This window comes from Microbispora sp. H10836, assembly GCF_012999525.1.
Taxonomy (GTDB): domain Bacteria; phylum Actinomycetota; class Actinomycetes; order Streptosporangiales; family Streptosporangiaceae; genus Microbispora.
On record NZ_JABBWU010000030.1, the window covers coordinates 68,002 to 82,720 of the forward strand.

The 14,719-nt window shown below is 72.2% G+C and carries 17 protein-coding genes; 7 read left to right on the plus strand and 10 right to left on the minus strand.

Annotated elements, in window-relative coordinates; genetic code table 11:
• Positions 1–34: 34 nt before the first annotated feature.
• From HHX30_RS36850 to HHX30_RS36875, 6 genes are read right to left on the minus strand one after another with little or no spacing between them, the layout of a single operon-like run.
• Complete coding sequence (locus HHX30_RS36850) at positions 35–781, minus strand: copper homeostasis protein CutC (protein ID WP_169988400.1); 747 nt, start codon at positions 779–781, stop codon at positions 35–37.
• An 11-nt stretch (positions 782–792) separates the two neighbouring features.
• The gene (locus HHX30_RS36855; protein WP_169988402.1) at positions 793–1,743 is read right to left on the minus strand and encodes an asparaginase; all 951 of its coding nucleotides are present in this window, start codon (positions 1,741–1,743) and stop codon (positions 793–795) included.
• Positions 1,730–2,560, minus strand: a complete 831-nt coding sequence (locus HHX30_RS36860) for an amino acid ABC transporter permease (protein WP_169988404.1) — start codon at positions 2,558–2,560, stop codon at positions 1,730–1,732. Before HHX30_RS36860 ends, HHX30_RS36855 begins: the two co-directional genes overlap by 14 nt.
• On the minus strand, positions 2,557–3,201 hold the full coding sequence (locus tag HHX30_RS36865; protein ID WP_169988405.1) for an amino acid ABC transporter permease: 645 nt from the start codon (positions 3,199–3,201) through the stop codon (positions 2,557–2,559). Before HHX30_RS36865 ends, HHX30_RS36860 begins: the two co-directional genes overlap by 4 nt.
• Entirely contained in the window at positions 3,201–4,130 is a 930-nt protein-coding gene (locus tag HHX30_RS36870; protein ID WP_169988407.1) for a glutamate ABC transporter substrate-binding protein, read from the minus strand. The genes HHX30_RS36865 and HHX30_RS36870 overlap by 1 nt, the downstream gene beginning before the upstream one ends.
• A gap of 22 nt (positions 4,131–4,152) precedes the next feature.
• Positions 4,153–4,881, minus strand: a complete 729-nt coding sequence (locus HHX30_RS36875) for an amino acid ABC transporter ATP-binding protein (RefSeq protein WP_169988408.1) — start codon at positions 4,879–4,881, stop codon at positions 4,153–4,155.
• Between the two features lie 104 nt (positions 4,882–4,985).
• Here HHX30_RS36875 and HHX30_RS36880 point away from each other — a divergent pair, with 104 nt between their 5' ends.
• From HHX30_RS36880 to cpt, 3 genes are read left to right on the plus strand one after another with little or no spacing between them, the layout of a single operon-like run.
• Positions 4,986–6,128, plus strand: a complete 1,143-nt coding sequence (locus tag HHX30_RS36880; protein WP_211593255.1) for an ROK family protein — start codon at positions 4,986–4,988, stop codon at positions 6,126–6,128.
• 35 nt (positions 6,129–6,163) lie between these two features.
• Complete coding sequence (locus HHX30_RS36885) at positions 6,164–6,841, plus strand: HAD hydrolase-like protein (protein WP_169988410.1); 678 nt, start codon at positions 6,164–6,166, stop codon at positions 6,839–6,841.
• A gap of 60 nt (positions 6,842–6,901) precedes the next feature.
• Entirely contained in the window at positions 6,902–7,438 is a 537-nt protein-coding gene (gene cpt, locus HHX30_RS36890; RefSeq protein WP_169988412.1) for a chloramphenicol phosphotransferase CPT, read from the plus strand.
• A gap of 228 nt (positions 7,439–7,666) precedes the next feature.
• On the opposite strand, the gene glpK is transcribed toward cpt, so the two are convergent.
• Both glpK and HHX30_RS36900 read right to left on the minus strand, forming a co-directional pair.
• Positions 7,667–9,184, minus strand: a complete 1,518-nt coding sequence (gene glpK, locus HHX30_RS36895; protein ID WP_169988414.1) for a glycerol kinase GlpK — start codon at positions 9,182–9,184, stop codon at positions 7,667–7,669.
• A 69-nt stretch (positions 9,185–9,253) separates the two neighbouring features.
• Positions 9,254–10,090, minus strand: a complete 837-nt coding sequence (locus HHX30_RS36900; protein ID WP_169988416.1) for an MIP/aquaporin family protein — start codon at positions 10,088–10,090, stop codon at positions 9,254–9,256.
• Between the two features lie 272 nt (positions 10,091–10,362).
• Between HHX30_RS36900 and HHX30_RS36905 the strand changes: the two genes are divergently transcribed.
• Positions 10,363–11,142, plus strand: a complete 780-nt coding sequence (locus tag HHX30_RS36905; protein WP_169988417.1) for an IclR family transcriptional regulator — start codon at positions 10,363–10,365, stop codon at positions 11,140–11,142.
• 40 nt (positions 11,143–11,182) lie between these two features.
• Positions 11,183–11,320, plus strand: a complete 138-nt coding sequence (locus HHX30_RS36910) for a hypothetical protein (protein ID WP_169988419.1) — start codon at positions 11,183–11,185, stop codon at positions 11,318–11,320.
• Here HHX30_RS36910 and HHX30_RS36915 read toward each other — a convergent pair.
• Positions 11,317–11,514, minus strand: a complete 198-nt coding sequence (locus tag HHX30_RS36915) for a hypothetical protein (protein ID WP_169988421.1) — start codon at positions 11,512–11,514, stop codon at positions 11,317–11,319. The genes HHX30_RS36910 and HHX30_RS36915 overlap by 4 nt on opposite strands.
• 188 nt (positions 11,515–11,702) lie before the next feature.
• Between HHX30_RS36915 and HHX30_RS36920 the strand changes: the two genes are divergently transcribed.
• Positions 11,703–12,401, plus strand: coding sequence for a class I SAM-dependent methyltransferase (locus tag HHX30_RS36920; protein ID WP_169988423.1), 699 nt, complete (start codon positions 11,703–11,705; stop codon positions 12,399–12,401).
• Between the two features lie 134 nt (positions 12,402–12,535).
• Complete coding sequence (locus HHX30_RS36925; RefSeq protein ID WP_249350845.1) at positions 12,536–13,768, plus strand: PP2C family protein-serine/threonine phosphatase; 1,233 nt, start codon at positions 12,536–12,538, stop codon at positions 13,766–13,768.
• Between the two features lie 61 nt (positions 13,769–13,829).
• Here HHX30_RS36925 and HHX30_RS42260 read toward each other — a convergent pair.
• On the minus strand, positions 13,830–14,719 hold an 890-nt coding region (locus tag HHX30_RS42260; protein ID WP_249350846.1), incomplete at its 5' end, for an RICIN domain-containing protein.

The window sequence follows — 14,719 nt, forward strand, 5'->3', positions numbered from 1 at the left end:
TCCTGCCCGCGGGTCACCGCGATGCGGCCCGGCTTCAGCCGCGGGCGGCGGTGATCACCTCCGCGACCAGGGCCGGCGAGGTGACCTTGCGGACGTACTCGGGCTGGCGCAGCTCGCCGCCCATGAAGGGGTACGGGTTGCGGTGGACGGCCGGGCTGGGCTCGTCCACGAGGGCGGCGAAGTGGATCTCCCGTGCCCCGGTCGCCTCGACCACCCGGCTCACGTTGCGCGGGGTGATGCCGCCGCCGGGCATGACGACAAGCCCGTCGCCGGCCCGCCGGACGAGGTCGGAGATCAGCGGCGCGCCCTCCAGGGCGGAGCTGTCCTGGCCGGAGGTGAGCACCCGGTCGACCCCCAGTCCTGCCAGCGTCTCCAGCGCGGCGAACGGGTCGGCCGTCATGTCGAAGGCCCGGTGGAAGGTGACCGACAGCCCTCCGGCCGCGTCGATCAGGCGCTTGGACACCTCGGTGTCCACCTCCCCCGCCGGCGTGAGCGCCCCGATCACGACGCCCTGCGCCCCGGCGTCGCGCACCGCCGCCACGTCGCGGACCATGGCCGCGACCTCGTGCTCGTCGTAGACGAAGTCGCCCCCGCGAGGCCGGATGATCACGTGGACCCGAATCGACGAGACCGCCGCCAGCGTGGCCTCGACCGTGCCGAGGGTGGGCGTCAGGCCGCCCTCGAACAACGCGGTGCACAACTCCACGCGGTGCGCGCCCGCGCGCTCGGCGGCCAGCGCCCCGGCCGTGCTGTCGATGCAGATCTCGTACGTCAGGCTCATACTCTCCCCCATCAGAACGTCGCGTGAATCTCGCCGACCGGGACTCCCCCGCCCAGCACCGGAACGGTCGTGAACTCGGCCGCCGCCGAGACGTCCGCGCCCGCGGCCCGCAGGGCGGCGAGCGCGACGGCGGTCGTCGCCCGGGGGCCGCCGTCGATCGCCTTGACGGCCGCCGCGTGCCCGGTGGCGAGCGCCACGACCAGCACTCCCTCGGCGCCGCCCTTCACCACGGCGCCGGGCAGCGCCCGCATCAGCCGGGTGTTCACGTGGCCGGTCCCGCCGACGTACTCGGGGTGGGCCCGCATGGCGTCGGCGACCGCGCGCGGCGGCGTCCCCGGCGCGGACACGGCCAAGGCGCGTACGGCGCGGGCCAGGCCCGTCAGCGAGATCCCGAACAGCGGCGCGCCGCATCCGTCGACGGCGACGTGGGCGGCCTTCTCCCCCGACAGATCCTCCACCACCGACCTGACCCGCTCCTGCACGAAGTGGCCGGTGTCGAGATAGCCGGCGGTGGGCGCGCCCGCGGCGACGGCGGCGGCGAGCATCGCGGCGTGCTTGCCCGAGCAGTTCATCCGCTCACGCGACGGCCCGAGGCCCGCCCTGACCAGGGACTGCCGGGCGGCCTCGTCCTCCGGCCAGTCGGCCGGGCAGCGCAGGTCGCCGAAGCCGAGCCCGGCGTCGCCGAGGATCTCGGCCACGAGCCGCACGTGGAAGTCCTCGCCCGTGTGGCTGCCCGCGGAGATCGCGAGCGCGGGGCCCTGCAGGTGGGCCCCGGCGAGCAGGCAGGCGAGGGCCTGGAACGGCTTGGCCGACGAGCGGGGCAGCACCGGCGCGTGCACCGGGCCGCGCGCGACGGCGACCTCGCCGCCGGCCGAGAGCGCGACCGCGCTGCCGAAGTGGACGCTCTCCACGAAACCGGAGCGCACGACCTCCGCGAGCGGGGCGTATTCAGCGAGGGACACGGATGATCCTCCTGCGCGGGCCGCCCCTGCCCGCCACGGAGCGGTCGAGGGAACGGGCGAGCGCGGACAGCGACGCGTTGACCACGAGGTAGACCAGCGCGACGACGATGTACGTCTGGATGAGCAGGCCGTTGTAGTTGGCCAGGACCTTGCCGCTGTAGAGCAGCTCGGCGTAGCTGACGACGAAGCCCAGAGAGGTGTCCTTCAGCAGGCCCACCGACTGGCTGACGATCGACGGCAGCACCCGGCGGGCCGCCTGCGGTAGCACGACCAGCCGCATCGACTGCCCGTGGGTGAGCCCGAGGGCGAGGGCGGCCTCCCCCTGCCCCCGCTCGACGGACATGACCCCGGCCCGGAAGATCTCGGCGAACGCCGCCGCGTTGGACACGGCCAGCGGCACCACGAGCTTCCAGAACAGCGGGAGGTCCAGGCCGTACCTCGGCAGCGCGAACAGCACGAGGTAGACCAGCAGCAGCGCCGGGATCGTCCGCACGGCCTCGACGTACGCGGCGGCCGGCAGGCGGACGGCGCGGCGCCGCGACAGCCGCCCGAGCGCGAGGGCGAGCCCGCCCGCCATCGCGATCGCGGCGGACACGACGGCGGCCAGCGCGGTGGACCACAGCCCGCCGAGCAGGTAGCGCCACATCGGCCAGGTCGCGTACGGCTGCCAGCGCTCGGCGGCGAGCTGCCCATTGGCGGCGAACTGGCGCACGGCCAGGGCCACCAGGGCGAGCAGCACCAGCACGCCCGCGACGGTGGCGAGGCGGATGCGGCGGCGGGCGCGCGGGCCCGGCTCGTCGAACAGCAGGTTGCTCACCGCGCCACCGCCAGCCGCCGTTCGAGCCGCCCGGTCACGAACCCGGCGCAGGCGGCGACCGCCGCGTACGCCAGGCCCGCCCCGACGAAGATCGGGATGGGCTGCGCCTCCAGCAGGTTCACCCGGTTGGCGGCGGCGGTCAGCTCGACCACGCCCACGGCCGCCGCGAGCGAGGTGTTCATCGTGAGCGCGATGAAGATGTTGCCGATCGGCTGTACGACCGTGCGCAGCGCCTGCGGCAGCACGACGTGCCGCAGCGACTGGCCGAACGTCAGCCCCAGCGCCCGGGCGGCCTCGCCCTGGCCCGAGGAGATCGCGTTGACGCCCGAGCGGAGGGCCTCGGCGATGTAGGCGCCCTCGTACAGCGCGATGACCACGATGGCGGTGGTGGTCAGGCCGGCCTTGAGCCCGATCTCGGGCAGGCCGAAGACCGCGAGCACGAGCAGTACGAGCAGTGGGAGGTTCTGCAGGGTCTCGACGTAGACGGTCGCGACCGTGCGCAGCACCGGGACCGGCCCGACCCGCATCGCCACGATCACGAGCCCCACGGCCGCGGCGCCGACGAACGACGCCGCGGTCATCTGGAGGGTCACGACCAGCCCCTGCCAGAACTCGGGCAGGTGATCAAGCAGCGCCGACATCAGGAACCCGGCACCGACCCGATCTCGGGCGGCGTCGGGGCCTCACCCTGCACGACGGTGCCGAGGGAGTTCTTCCAGATGCCCTGCCAGACCCCGTTGGCCTGGATCTTCTTCAGCCAGTCGTTGACGAACGACTTGAACTGGTCGTCGCCGTGCTTGAGGCCGATGCCGTACGGGTCCTGGGTGAACGGCTTGCTCACGACCTGCAGCTCGGGGTCCTTCTTGGCGTCGGCGACGAGCAGCGTCTCGTCCTGGACGTAGGCGACGCCGCGGTCCTGCTTGAGCGCCTGGACGCACTCGGGGTCGCCGCCGAACGTGATGATCTTCGCCTGCGGCGCGAGCTTCTTGATCGCGGGGATCGCCGGGGTGTTGGCCCCGGCGATGACGGTCTTGCCGTTCAGGTCCTGCGGCGAGGAGATCCCCGTCGTGCCCTTCTTGACCGCGATGGACAGACCCGAGGAGTAGTACGGCCCGGCGAAGGAGACCTGCTCGGCCCGCTCCGGGGTGATCGTGTAGGTCTGGAAGACCACGTCCACAGTGCCGTTGCTCAGCAGCGCCTCGCGGGTCTCGGACGCCGAGTTGACGATCTTCACCTTCGGCTGCCCGATGATGTACTTGGCCAGCGCCTTGCCGAGGTCGGCGTCGAAGCCCTCCACCTCGCCGGTCGCGGGGTTCTGCTGGGACAGCAGCGGCGCGTCGAGCGAGCCCCCGACGATCAGCTCGCCGCGCTGCTTGATCTTCTCCATCGTCGAGCCGGGCAGGATGTCCGCGGCGGCGGCCACCGGCGCGTCGGCGAGCACGCCGCTCCCGCCGCCCTCACTCGGGGCCGCGCCCGGCACGGCGGAGCTCGCCGAGTCCGTTCCGGCACAGGCCGTCAGGCCGGCCATCGCCACGGCGGCGACAGCGGCCACCCGCTTAATGGACACCATCGGGGTCCACCATCCTTTGCGATCAGTGCGTGAGTACCTTGGCCAGGAAGTCCCTGGCCCGATCGGTGCTGGGCGAGTCGAAGAAGGCGTTCGGCTCTCCCGTCTCGACGATCCGGCCGCCGTCCATGAACACCACGCGGTCGGCCGCGCGGCGCGCGAACCCCATCTCGTGGGTGACGACGACCATGGTCATGCCGTCGGCGGCCAGTCCCGTCATCACGTCGAGGACCTCGCCGACCATCTCCGGGTCGAGCGCCGAGGTGGGCTCGTCGAAGAGCATGGCCTTGGGCCGCATGGCGAGCGCGCGGGCGATGGCGGCGCGCTGCTGCTGGCCGCCCGACAGCCGCGCGGGCTGCTTGCCGGCCTGCTCCGCGATGCCGACTCGGGCCAGCAGCTCGTGGGCGGTCCGCTCGGCCTCGGCGCGGCTCACGCCGCGCACCTTCATCGGCGCGAGCATCACGTTCTCCAGCACGGTCTTGTGCTGGAAGAGGTTGAAGTTCTGGAAGACCATCCCCACGTCGGCCCGCAGCCGGGCCAGCGCGCGGCCCTCCTCGGGCACGGGGACGCCGTCGACGAGGATCTCGCCCGAGTCCGCCGCCTCCAGCCGGTTGAGGCACCGGCACAGCGTCGACTTGCCGGACCCGGAGGGGCCGATCACCACCACGACCTCGCCGCGCGCCACGTCGAGATCGACGTCGTGCAGCACATGGTGCTCACCGAACCACTTGTTGAGGCCTCGTACCCGAATCATCGCCAACTTCCTTCGAAATCGAAGACAAGCCGGACCGTAATGGATGATTCTGGGCGAAGTCAACGCGATGGCGCAGAAAGTCAAGACGTGGTATTCCTTCCTCCATGCCAGGCAAAGAGAGGTTGCCGGTGCGGGGGGCGCAGGGCGACCTTCTGCGCCTCGTCGCCGCGGGCCACGCCGAATCGCGGGCCGAGCTCGCCCGTCTGTCCGGCCTGGCGGCCTCCAGCGTCTCGCTGCGCGTCGAGGAACTGATCGGCAGCGGGCTGCTGGTGGAGGAGGGCGCGGGCACCTCGCGCGGCGGCCGGCGACCCCGGCGGCTGCGGCTCAGCCCCGGCGCGGGACTGCTCGCGGTCGCCGACCTCGGCGCGCACCACGCGCGGCTCGGCCTCCTCGACCTCAGCGGCACCCCGCTGGTGGTCGAGGAGCGCCCCTGCGACATCCTGGAGGGCCCCGAGGCGACCATCGACTGGATGGCCGCCGCGTTCGAGGACCTGCTGGCCGCGCACGCCCCGCCCGGGGTCCCGCTGCGCGGCGTCGGCACCGGCGTCCCCGGGCCCGTCGACCCGGCGACCGGCCGGGTCGTCGCGCCCTCGCGCATGCCCGGCTGGAACAACTTCCCCGTCGCGGACCGCCTCGCCGCGCACTTCGACCTGCCGGTGCTGGTGGAGAACGACGCCAACCTGATGGCGGCCGGGGAGGCCAGGGCGTGGCCGAAGTGCGAGACGCTGATGGTGCTCAAGGCCGGCAGCGGCATCGGCTGCGGTGTGATCGTGAACGGCGCGCTGCATCGGGGGCGTGGCGCGGCCGGGGACATCAGCCACGTACGGGTCAGGAGCGACTCGTCGGTCACCTGCTCCTGCGGCCATGACGACTGCCTGGAGGCCTACGCCAGCGGCGCGGCCCTCATGAGCGTGCTGGGCGAGCAGGGCATCGAGGTGCGCCGACCGGCCGACGTCGTCGCGCTGGTCGAGAACGGGGTGCCCGAGGCCACCGCCCTCGTACGCAACGCCGGGCGGCTCATCGGCGAGGTGCTCACCGTACTGGTCAACTTCATCAATCCCGACGCGATCGTGGTCGGCGGCAGCCTGTCACCGGCCGAGCCGCTGATCGCGTCGATCCGCGCGGCGGTGTACGAGCGATGCCTGCCGCTGGCCACCCGCGACCTGGAGATCTCCACCACCCGGTCGGGCCACGACGCCGCCCTGCTCGGCGCCGGATCGCTGCTGCTCGACGCCGTGCTCGCCTGAGCTCGTTCATCCGACCCCGAAGGGACGCCCCTCACGTGACCCGGTACTGCCTCTTCGACCTCGACGGCACGCTGACCGATCCCGAGGCAGGCATCGTCGCCTCGATGCGGCACGCCCTGTCCGCGGCCGGCGTCGCGGAGGTGGAGCACGGGCGGCTCCGCGCCATGATCGGCCCTCCTCTCCAGGACGGATTCCTGCGGCTCGGCGTGCCGCGGGACCGGGTCGCCGACGCCGTCCACGCGTACCGCGAGCGCTACACCGCGGGCGGCATGTACGAGAACGAGGTCATCGCCGGAATCCCCGCCGTGCTGGAGGCTCTCGTCGCCGGCGGCTGGACCCTGGCGGTGGCGACGTCGAAGCCGGCCGTCTACGCCGAGAAGATCCTGGTCCACTTCGGGCTCGACGGCTTCTTCGCGTACGTGGCCGGGGCGACGCTGGACGGGTCCCGGCGGCACAAGGCGGACGTCATCCGCCACGCGCTCGACGTCCTCGGCGCCCCGCCCGAGGCGGCCGTCATGATCGGTGACCGCGGCGAGGACGTCGTCGGCGCGGCCGAGTGCGGCGTGCGGTGCGTCGCGGTGACGTGGGGGTTCGGCGACGCGGCCGAGTTCGCCGCCCCCGGCGTCATCGCCGTGGCGGACACCCCCGCGCGCCTTCTCGACGTGCTCACCCGGACGGCGGCGGGCGATCCTCCGGCAGGCGTGGCGTCGTAGCACGGCGCCAGCCGGAAAACGGCTTCGCGTATCGGTGACCGGGCCTCTACCGTGGACGCCGTGACGACTCAGGTGATCGTGCTCAACGGCGGATCGAGCGCGGGCAAGTCCGAGATCGTGCGGCACCTGCAGGCCGTCCTGCCGCGACCGTGGCTCGCCTTCGGGGTCGACTCGCTCATCGAGGCGATGCCCCGGTCCATGCAGGCCACGGATGCGGGGATCGGGTTCTCCCCCGACGGCGCGGTGGACGTCGGCCCGGAGTTCATGGCGCTGCAGTCGGCGTGGATGGAGGGGATCGCGGCGATGGTCCGCGCCGGAGCCCCGGTGATCATCGACGACGTCTTCCTCGGCGCGGCGGCGACCCAGCGACGCTGGCAGCGCGTTCTCGGCGGACTGGACGTCCTGTGGGTCGGCGTCAGGTGTGACAGCGCGGTCGCCACCGAGCGTGAGAGGGCCCGCGGGGACCGGATCGCGGGAATGGCCGCGACGCAGGCGAAGATGGTTCACGAAGGTGTGGTCTACGACCTGGAAGTGGACACCACGCACACCGCCTCCCTGACGTGCGCGAAGATCATCGCCGCTCGTGTGACGACGTAGGCCGGTGCCGCCTCCGGCGACGGCCCGCGCCCTCGTGACCGTGACCTTGACCGCCACGGCGGTCTCGACCTGAACGGCGAACAGGCCGGGACCGCCGAGTCCAGGTGGAACGGCCACCTAGGCCGCGTGCCGCGCCGGAGTCGCCGCCGCGAGGCGTACGGCGTCGGCCGCGGCGTCGTCCCGCTCGCACCGCGCCGCCAGGTCGGCCTCCACGCCCCTTCAGGCAGGTCAGTCGACGTCGACCCAGTCGAGCGTCCGCTGGACGGCCTTGCGCCATCCGGCGTAACCGCGCTCGCGCCGCTCGTCGCTCCAGGTGGGCTCCCAGCGGCGGTCCTCGTGCCAGTTCCGCTTGAGGTCGTCGGTGGACTTCCAGAAGCCGACGGCGAGCCCGGCGGCGTACGCGGCGCCGAGCGCGGTGGTCTCGGCGACCACCGGACGCGACACCGGGACGCCGAGGATGTCGGCCTGCAGCTGCATGCACAGCTCGTTGGCCGTGACGCCGCCGTCCACCCGCAGCACGTCGAGGACGACGCCGGAGTCCTGCTCCATCGCGCCGACCACGTCCTTGGTCTGGTAGCAGATCGACTCGAGCGTGGCGCGGGCCAGGTGGGCGTTGGTGTTGTAGCGGGACAGGCCGACGATGGCCCCCCGGGCGTCGGAGCGCCAATAGGGCGCGAACAGGCCGGAGAAGGCGGGCACGAAGTAGACGCCGCCGTTGTCCTCGACCTGCCGGGCGAGCGCCTCACTCTGCGACGCCCCGGAGATGATGCCGAGCTGGTCGCGCAGCCACTGCACGGCCGAGCCGGTGACCGCGATCGATCCCTCGAGGGCGTACACGGGCTCGGCCGAGCCGAACTGGTAGCAGACCGTGGTGAGCAGGCCGTGCTGGGAGCGCACGAGCTCGGTGCCGGTGTTGAGCAGCAGGAAGTTGCCGGTGCCGTAGGTGTTCTTGGCCGTGCCGGGCTCGAAGCACACCTGGCCGACGGTCGCGGCCTGCTGGTCGCCGAGGTCGCCCGCGAGGGGGACCTCCCCGCCGAGCGGGCCGCCCGCGCGGGTCACGCCGTACAGGTCGGGGTTGGAGGAGGGACGGATCTCGGGGAGCATCTGGCGGCGGACGCCGAAGAACGACAGCAGCTCGTCGTCCCAGTCGAGCGTCTCCAGGTTCATCAGCATCGTGCGGCTGGCGTTGGTGGGGTCGGTGACGTGGACGCCGCCGTCGACGCCGCCCGTCAGGTTCCACAGCAGCCAGGTGTCGGTGTTGCCGAAGATCGCGTCACCGCGCTCGGCGGCCTCGCGGACACCGGGAACGTTCTCCAGGATCCACTGGATCTTGCCGCCGGAGAAGTAGGTGGCGGGCGGCAGGCCGGCCTTGCGCCGGATAACCTCGCCCTTGCCCTCCCGCTCCAGGGCGGAGGCGATGCGGTCGGTGCGGGTGTCCTGCCAGACGATGGCGTTGTAGTACGGGCGGCCGGTGCGCCGGTCCCAGACGACGGTGGTCTCGCGCTGGTTGGTGATGCCGAGCGCCACGAGATCGGAGGCCTGCAGGCCCGCGGTCCGCATCGCGGTCTCGACGACCGCCCGGGTGCGCTCCCAGATCTCGGTCGGGTTGTGCTCGACCCAGCCCGCCTGCGGCAGGATCTGCTGGTGTTCCAGCTGGTGGCGGGCGACCTCGTTGCCGCCGTGGTCGAAGATCATGAAGCGGGTGCTGGTCGTCCCCTGGTCGACCGCGCCGACGTAGTCTGCCATTCTCGTTACGCCTCTCGTCTCGTGTGAGCTCGGGTGAGCCGGGCGTTGCTGGTCTCGGCCTGGGGGTGATCAGCCCGCCTGCGCGGCGGGCTCCGGCGTACGGCCGGGCTCGGGCGCGTCCGTACGCGGCAGGAATCGGGCGACCAGGACCTGGTAGAGCCCGGCGCCGACGACGCCGCCGACCAGCGGGCCGATGATCGGCACCCAGAAGTAGAGCCCACCGTACTGGTCGCGGAACGCCGAGCCGTACCCCGTGAAGAACGAGGCGAGGCGCGGGCCGAAGTCGCGGGCGGGGTTGATGGCGTAGCCGGCGTCGGTCCCCCACGCCATGCCGATCGCGACCACGAGCAGGCCGACGATGACCGGCGCGAGGTTGGCGAGCGGCGCCGAGTTGCGCTCGTCGGAGATCGCGAAGATCAGGAACAGCAGGATCGCCGTGCCGATGATCTGGTCGCGCAGCGCACCCCACTGGGTGACCGGCAGCGTGCCGTTGCCGGGGAGGGTGGAGAAGACCCCCTGCGTCTTGATCGTGTGCCCGGGGTCCACCTTGGCCAGGACCTCGGCGTAGTTCCACCGCACAAGCAGCGCCGCCACGAAGGCGCCCACCGTCTGCGCCAGCGCGTACGGCAGGACCTTCCGCCAGGAGAAGCCCTTGAAGACGGCGAGGGCGACCGTGACGGCCGGGTTGAGGTGGGCGCCGCTGAGACGGGCGGCCGTGTAGACGCCGAGGGTCACCCCCAGCCCCCACGCCCACGCGATGCTGTCGTGGTCGCCGATGCCTCCGGCCGTCACCTGGGCCACGACGCCGACGCCGAACAGGATGAGGATCGCCGTGCCCGCGAACTCGGCCGCGAGCTCACCCGCGAATGGATTGAGCAGCCGCCGTTCGCCTCGCCCTTCCGCCATGTCTCTCCTCCTTGACCATGCCCGTCACGTCTCCGAAATGCTCGCTGTGAGCGCCGCCCGTTGTCCGGACGTTAAACGCCCTCCAAGGAAGCGTCAACGAAAGATCGTCGGCATTGTCGAACACTGGTCACACTCGGATCGCAGTACGCTCCTCCGGCATGACGCGAAACCTCATGTCTCGCGCAGGCCTGTCCGGCGACGGGAGACGCTTCGCAGAGGTCGGCGGATGTCGGCAGTGTCGAACATCCGCCGACGCGGCTAGGATCCGGGGCGTGCCAGGTCCGGTCCAGTCCATCGAGCGCGCCGCCGCCGTCCTGCGGCTCCTCGCCCAGGGATCGGGGCGGCTCGGCCTCACCGAGATCGCGAACTCCCTGGGGCTGGCCCGCGGCACGGCGCACGGCATCCTGCGCACCCTCCAGCTCGTCGGCTTCGTCGAGCAGGACGAGGCGACCGGCAAGTACCAGCTCGGCCCCGCGCTGCTACACCTGGGCGCCAGCTACCTCGACGTGAACGAGCTCCGCTCTCGGGCGATCAACTGGGCCGACGCCCTGGCCGCGCGCAGCGGCGAGGCGGTGCGGATCGGCACCCACCTCCAGGGCAAGGTCCTGGTGGTCCATCACGTCTTCCGGCCCGACGACAGCCTGCAGACGCCCGACGTCGGCATGCTCCTGCCCATGCACGCCACGGCGATCGGCAAGGTGCTGCTCGCCTACGACGCCAACGCGGCCGCCGCCCTCCAGGACGCGGTGCGGGGCGGGGAGCTGGAGCAGTTCACCCGCCGCACCGTGCGTACGCAGAGGGAGATGTCCCGCATGCTCGCGGCCGTGCGCGAGCACGGCTGGGCGTCCGACGCCGACGAGACAGGCATGGGCGAGGCGGGGGTGGCGGCCCCGATCCGGGGGTACGGGGGACGCGTGGTGGGCGCGATGGGCATCTCCGGCGCCACCGAGCGGATCTGCGACTCCACCCGGCGTCCCCGTCCCGAGCTGGTGGGCTATGTGCGCGACGCGGCGCGGGCCGTCTCCCGCGACCTCGGCGCCTCCCGCTGGTGACCCTCCCCGCCCCACACGCATCCGCCGGTGGCAGGCCGCCATGACCCAGCGTCATGTCACACCGGGGATGGACCCCCGGCGGCGCGAGAACTACAACCGGCGGCGGGCGGCCGAGCGCGCCCTCGACTGGATCAAGCCCGCCGCCACGCCTCGTCGCGGGACGCCGGACCGGACCTAGGATGTCGGGCCGATGTCGGGCTCGGGCTCGGGCATCGCCGACTCCTCGCCGGTCGCCGGCGGCGTCTCGGCGGCCGGCGTCTCGAGGTCGGACGCACCGCCGATCATCTCCTCCAGGCCGCCGTCGTCCGGCTCGGGCGTCAACGGCTCCGGCGAGGTGCCCCTCGCGTCGCGCGCTCCGGATCTGTCCGCCACCACGTCCGCGTCTCCTCCCACGTGTCCTCTCCGCTGTCCGCCGGTCCCCCCGGTCCGCGGATCGCGCATGACCGCTCACCTGCCCCCGTCGTACGGCCTTCATTCATCCTCGCAAAGGCCCCTCATGCGTACGGCCCGGCCTCCCCCGGGTAGACGACAGGTGATCCGAGCGGCGAGGAGTGGACGGGATGGACAGGCGGCGGCGTGACCTGGTCGACCGGGACCTGGAGGAGGCGGCGGCGGACCTGCTGGCGCACGATTCCCGCCTGCGCGGCCTGGACGTGCGGGTCCGCTTCGACGGCGGGGTGGCGCACGTCGAGGGTGACGTACGGGCCGCCGACGATCTCGCCGTGCTGCGCGAGCGCCTCGGCCGTCTGGCGGGGGTGCTGGCGGTGTGGGACAGGGTGCGGGTCTCGGGCGTCATGCCCCGGGTCGTCGACCTCGGCTGCGGCGGCACCAAGCAGCACCGCCACAATCTCGGCGTCGACCTTCACCCCGGCCCGGCGGTGGACGTGCTGGCCGACCTGGCGCGCGGGGTGCCGCTGGCGGACGAGTCGGTGGACCAGGTCTTCGTGGTGCACGTGCTGGAGCACCTGGCCGACTTTCTGCCCCTGCTGCGCGAGTGCCACCGCGTCCTGCGGCCCGGTGGCGTGCTGCACGTCCTCGCGCCCTGGTGGCGGCACGTCAACGCGGTGGCCGACCCCACGCACGTCCGGCTGATCGACGTGCAGACGTTCAAGCACCTGTGCCGTCCCGACGACGCGGGCCGGTGCTGGTATCCACTGCTGGTGACGCGCGACGAGTCCACGGTCTTCGCGGACCTGGTCCCGGCGAAGGGCGGCCGGGAGCCCGGCGGGGAGCGGCGGCTGGCCCGCTTCTTCGACTGAGCGGGCGCCGGTTCGTGAGGGCCTGCCGCTGGGGAGTGAGGTAATGCCTTGCTCAAGATGTTCTCCCGATCCGGCCCGCTCCACGAGTTGTGCAGCATCGTGGGTAAATGGTGTGCGACCACGGGGGTGGACAGATGGAGCAGGGCATCCCCGATTCCCGGGACCAGGGGCTGCTGCGCGCCCTGGCCGGGATGCTGGAGGACAGCCATCTGATGGCGTTCGAGGACATCCCGTCGCTGATCGGCCGCTACAAACGCGAAGTGGGCTTCGAGGAGATCGGCGTCTACCTCGCCGACCTGCAGCAGACCGTTCTGCGCCGTTTGTGCGCCCCCGGCGAGGAGGACGCCCAGCCGGAGGAGCTCAAGATCGACACCACGCTCGCCGGGCGTGCCCTCCAGGAGGTGCGCACGCTACGGGGCGGCCCGGAGGGCGACGCCCCGGGGCAGTGGTGGGTCCCCCTGCTGGACGGCACCGAGCGTCTCGGCGTGCTCCATATGGCCCCCGGATCGGAGGACGACGGACTCGAGGAGCGCATGCGGCACGTGGCGTCCCTCATGGCGTTGATAATCGTGAGCAAGCGCTCGTTCAGCGACTGGCACGCGCGTCTCGTCCGGAGCCGCCCGATGCACGTGGCGGCGGAGATGCAGTGGAACCTGATGCCGCCGCTGACCTTCGCCACGCCGGCGGTGACGATCGGCGCCGTGCTGGAACCGGCGTACGAGATCGGCGGCGACGCCTTCGACTACTCCACCTCCGGCGCCGTCGCGCACGTCGGGATCTTCGACGCGATGGGTCACGACGTGTCGGCCGGGCTGACCGCCAACCTCGCCGTGGCCGCCTGCCGCAACCACCGCCGGCAGGACATGGACCTGGTGCGCAACAGCGAGGCGATCGAGAGAATTCTGATCGACGAGTTCGGCCGGGGCGACCGCTTCGTGACCGCGGTCGTCGGCGACCTCGACCTCGGGACCGGCGTGTTCACCTGGGTCAACCGCGGCCACCACGCGCCGGTGCTGATCCGCCACGGCCGCTGGACCTCCACCCTGAACTGCCCGCCGGCCCACCCGATGGGGCTCGACCTCGGCCTGCCCGTCACGCTCTGCCGCGAGCAGCTGGAGCCCGGCGACCGGATCCTGCTGTACACCGACGGCATCACCGAGATGCGCAGCCCCGACAGCGGAGAGTTCGGCCTGGGCCGGTTCGTCGAGTTCATGATCAAGCAGAACGCCGCCGGGTTGCCGGTGCCCGAGACGCTGCGCCGCCTGATCCGGACCGTGATGGAGTATCACGACAACCGGCTGCACGACGACGCCACCGTGCTGCTCGTCGAGTGGCACGGCAGCGCGCACGAGAAGCTCAGCACCTGAGCGCGATCGGAGGGAGACCTCCGGTGCGGGACGTGCCGCACCGGAGGCTCGCGGGTGTGGCCTATCTGTTCCAGGTCCACTTCTGGTTGGTGCCGCCGTGGCAGGAGTACAGCTGGATCTTGGTGCCGTTGCCGGTGCCGGCTCCGACGGCGTCGAGGCACAGCCCGGACTGGACGCCCTGGATGCTGCCGTCGGAGTTGACGCGCCACTTCTGGTTGTCGCCGCCCCAGCAGCTGTAGATCTGGACCTTGGCGCCGTTGCCGGTGCCGGCCGCGTCCAGGCACTTGTTGCCGTACACCCGGATCTCGCCCGCGGAGGTGGACGTCCAGGTCTGGTTGGTCTGGCCGTTGCAGTCCCACAGCTGCACCTGCGTGCCGTCCGCGGTGCTCGCGCCGGTCACGTCCAGGCACCGGCCGGAAGCCGCCCCCTTGATCGGTCCGCTACCGCCGCCGGAGGTCGGGGTCACGGTCGGACTGGGGGACGGGCTACCGACGGGTGACGGGCTGGGGGACGACGACGGCGTGGTGCCGTCGAGGCCGAGGAAGGAGATGGCGTAGGCGATCTGGCCGCTCATCGGCAGCTGGTGGCCGACGCCGGAGATGCTGATGCCTTCGACGGTGGCCTGGGTGCCGGTGTTGCCGTAGCGGGTGCGGGTCCACGACGACTGCGGGTAATCGGTGAAGGACGGGGTCTGGCTCAGCCCGTTCAGGTTGGTCCACTGTTTGATCTCCTCGCCGAAGTTCGGGTAGGCGAGGGTGGTGTCGGTGGTGCCGTGCCACAGCTGCATGCGGGGGTAGCGGCCGGTGTAGCCGGGGTACATGGCGCGCGCCTGGTCGCCCCACTGCTGGGCGGTCTTGATGAGCTGCCCGCCGGAGCACTGGCTGTTCCACAGCGAGCCGTTGGTGGTGGCGAAGCACCCGGCCGGTACGCCGGAGAACGCCGACCCGGCCG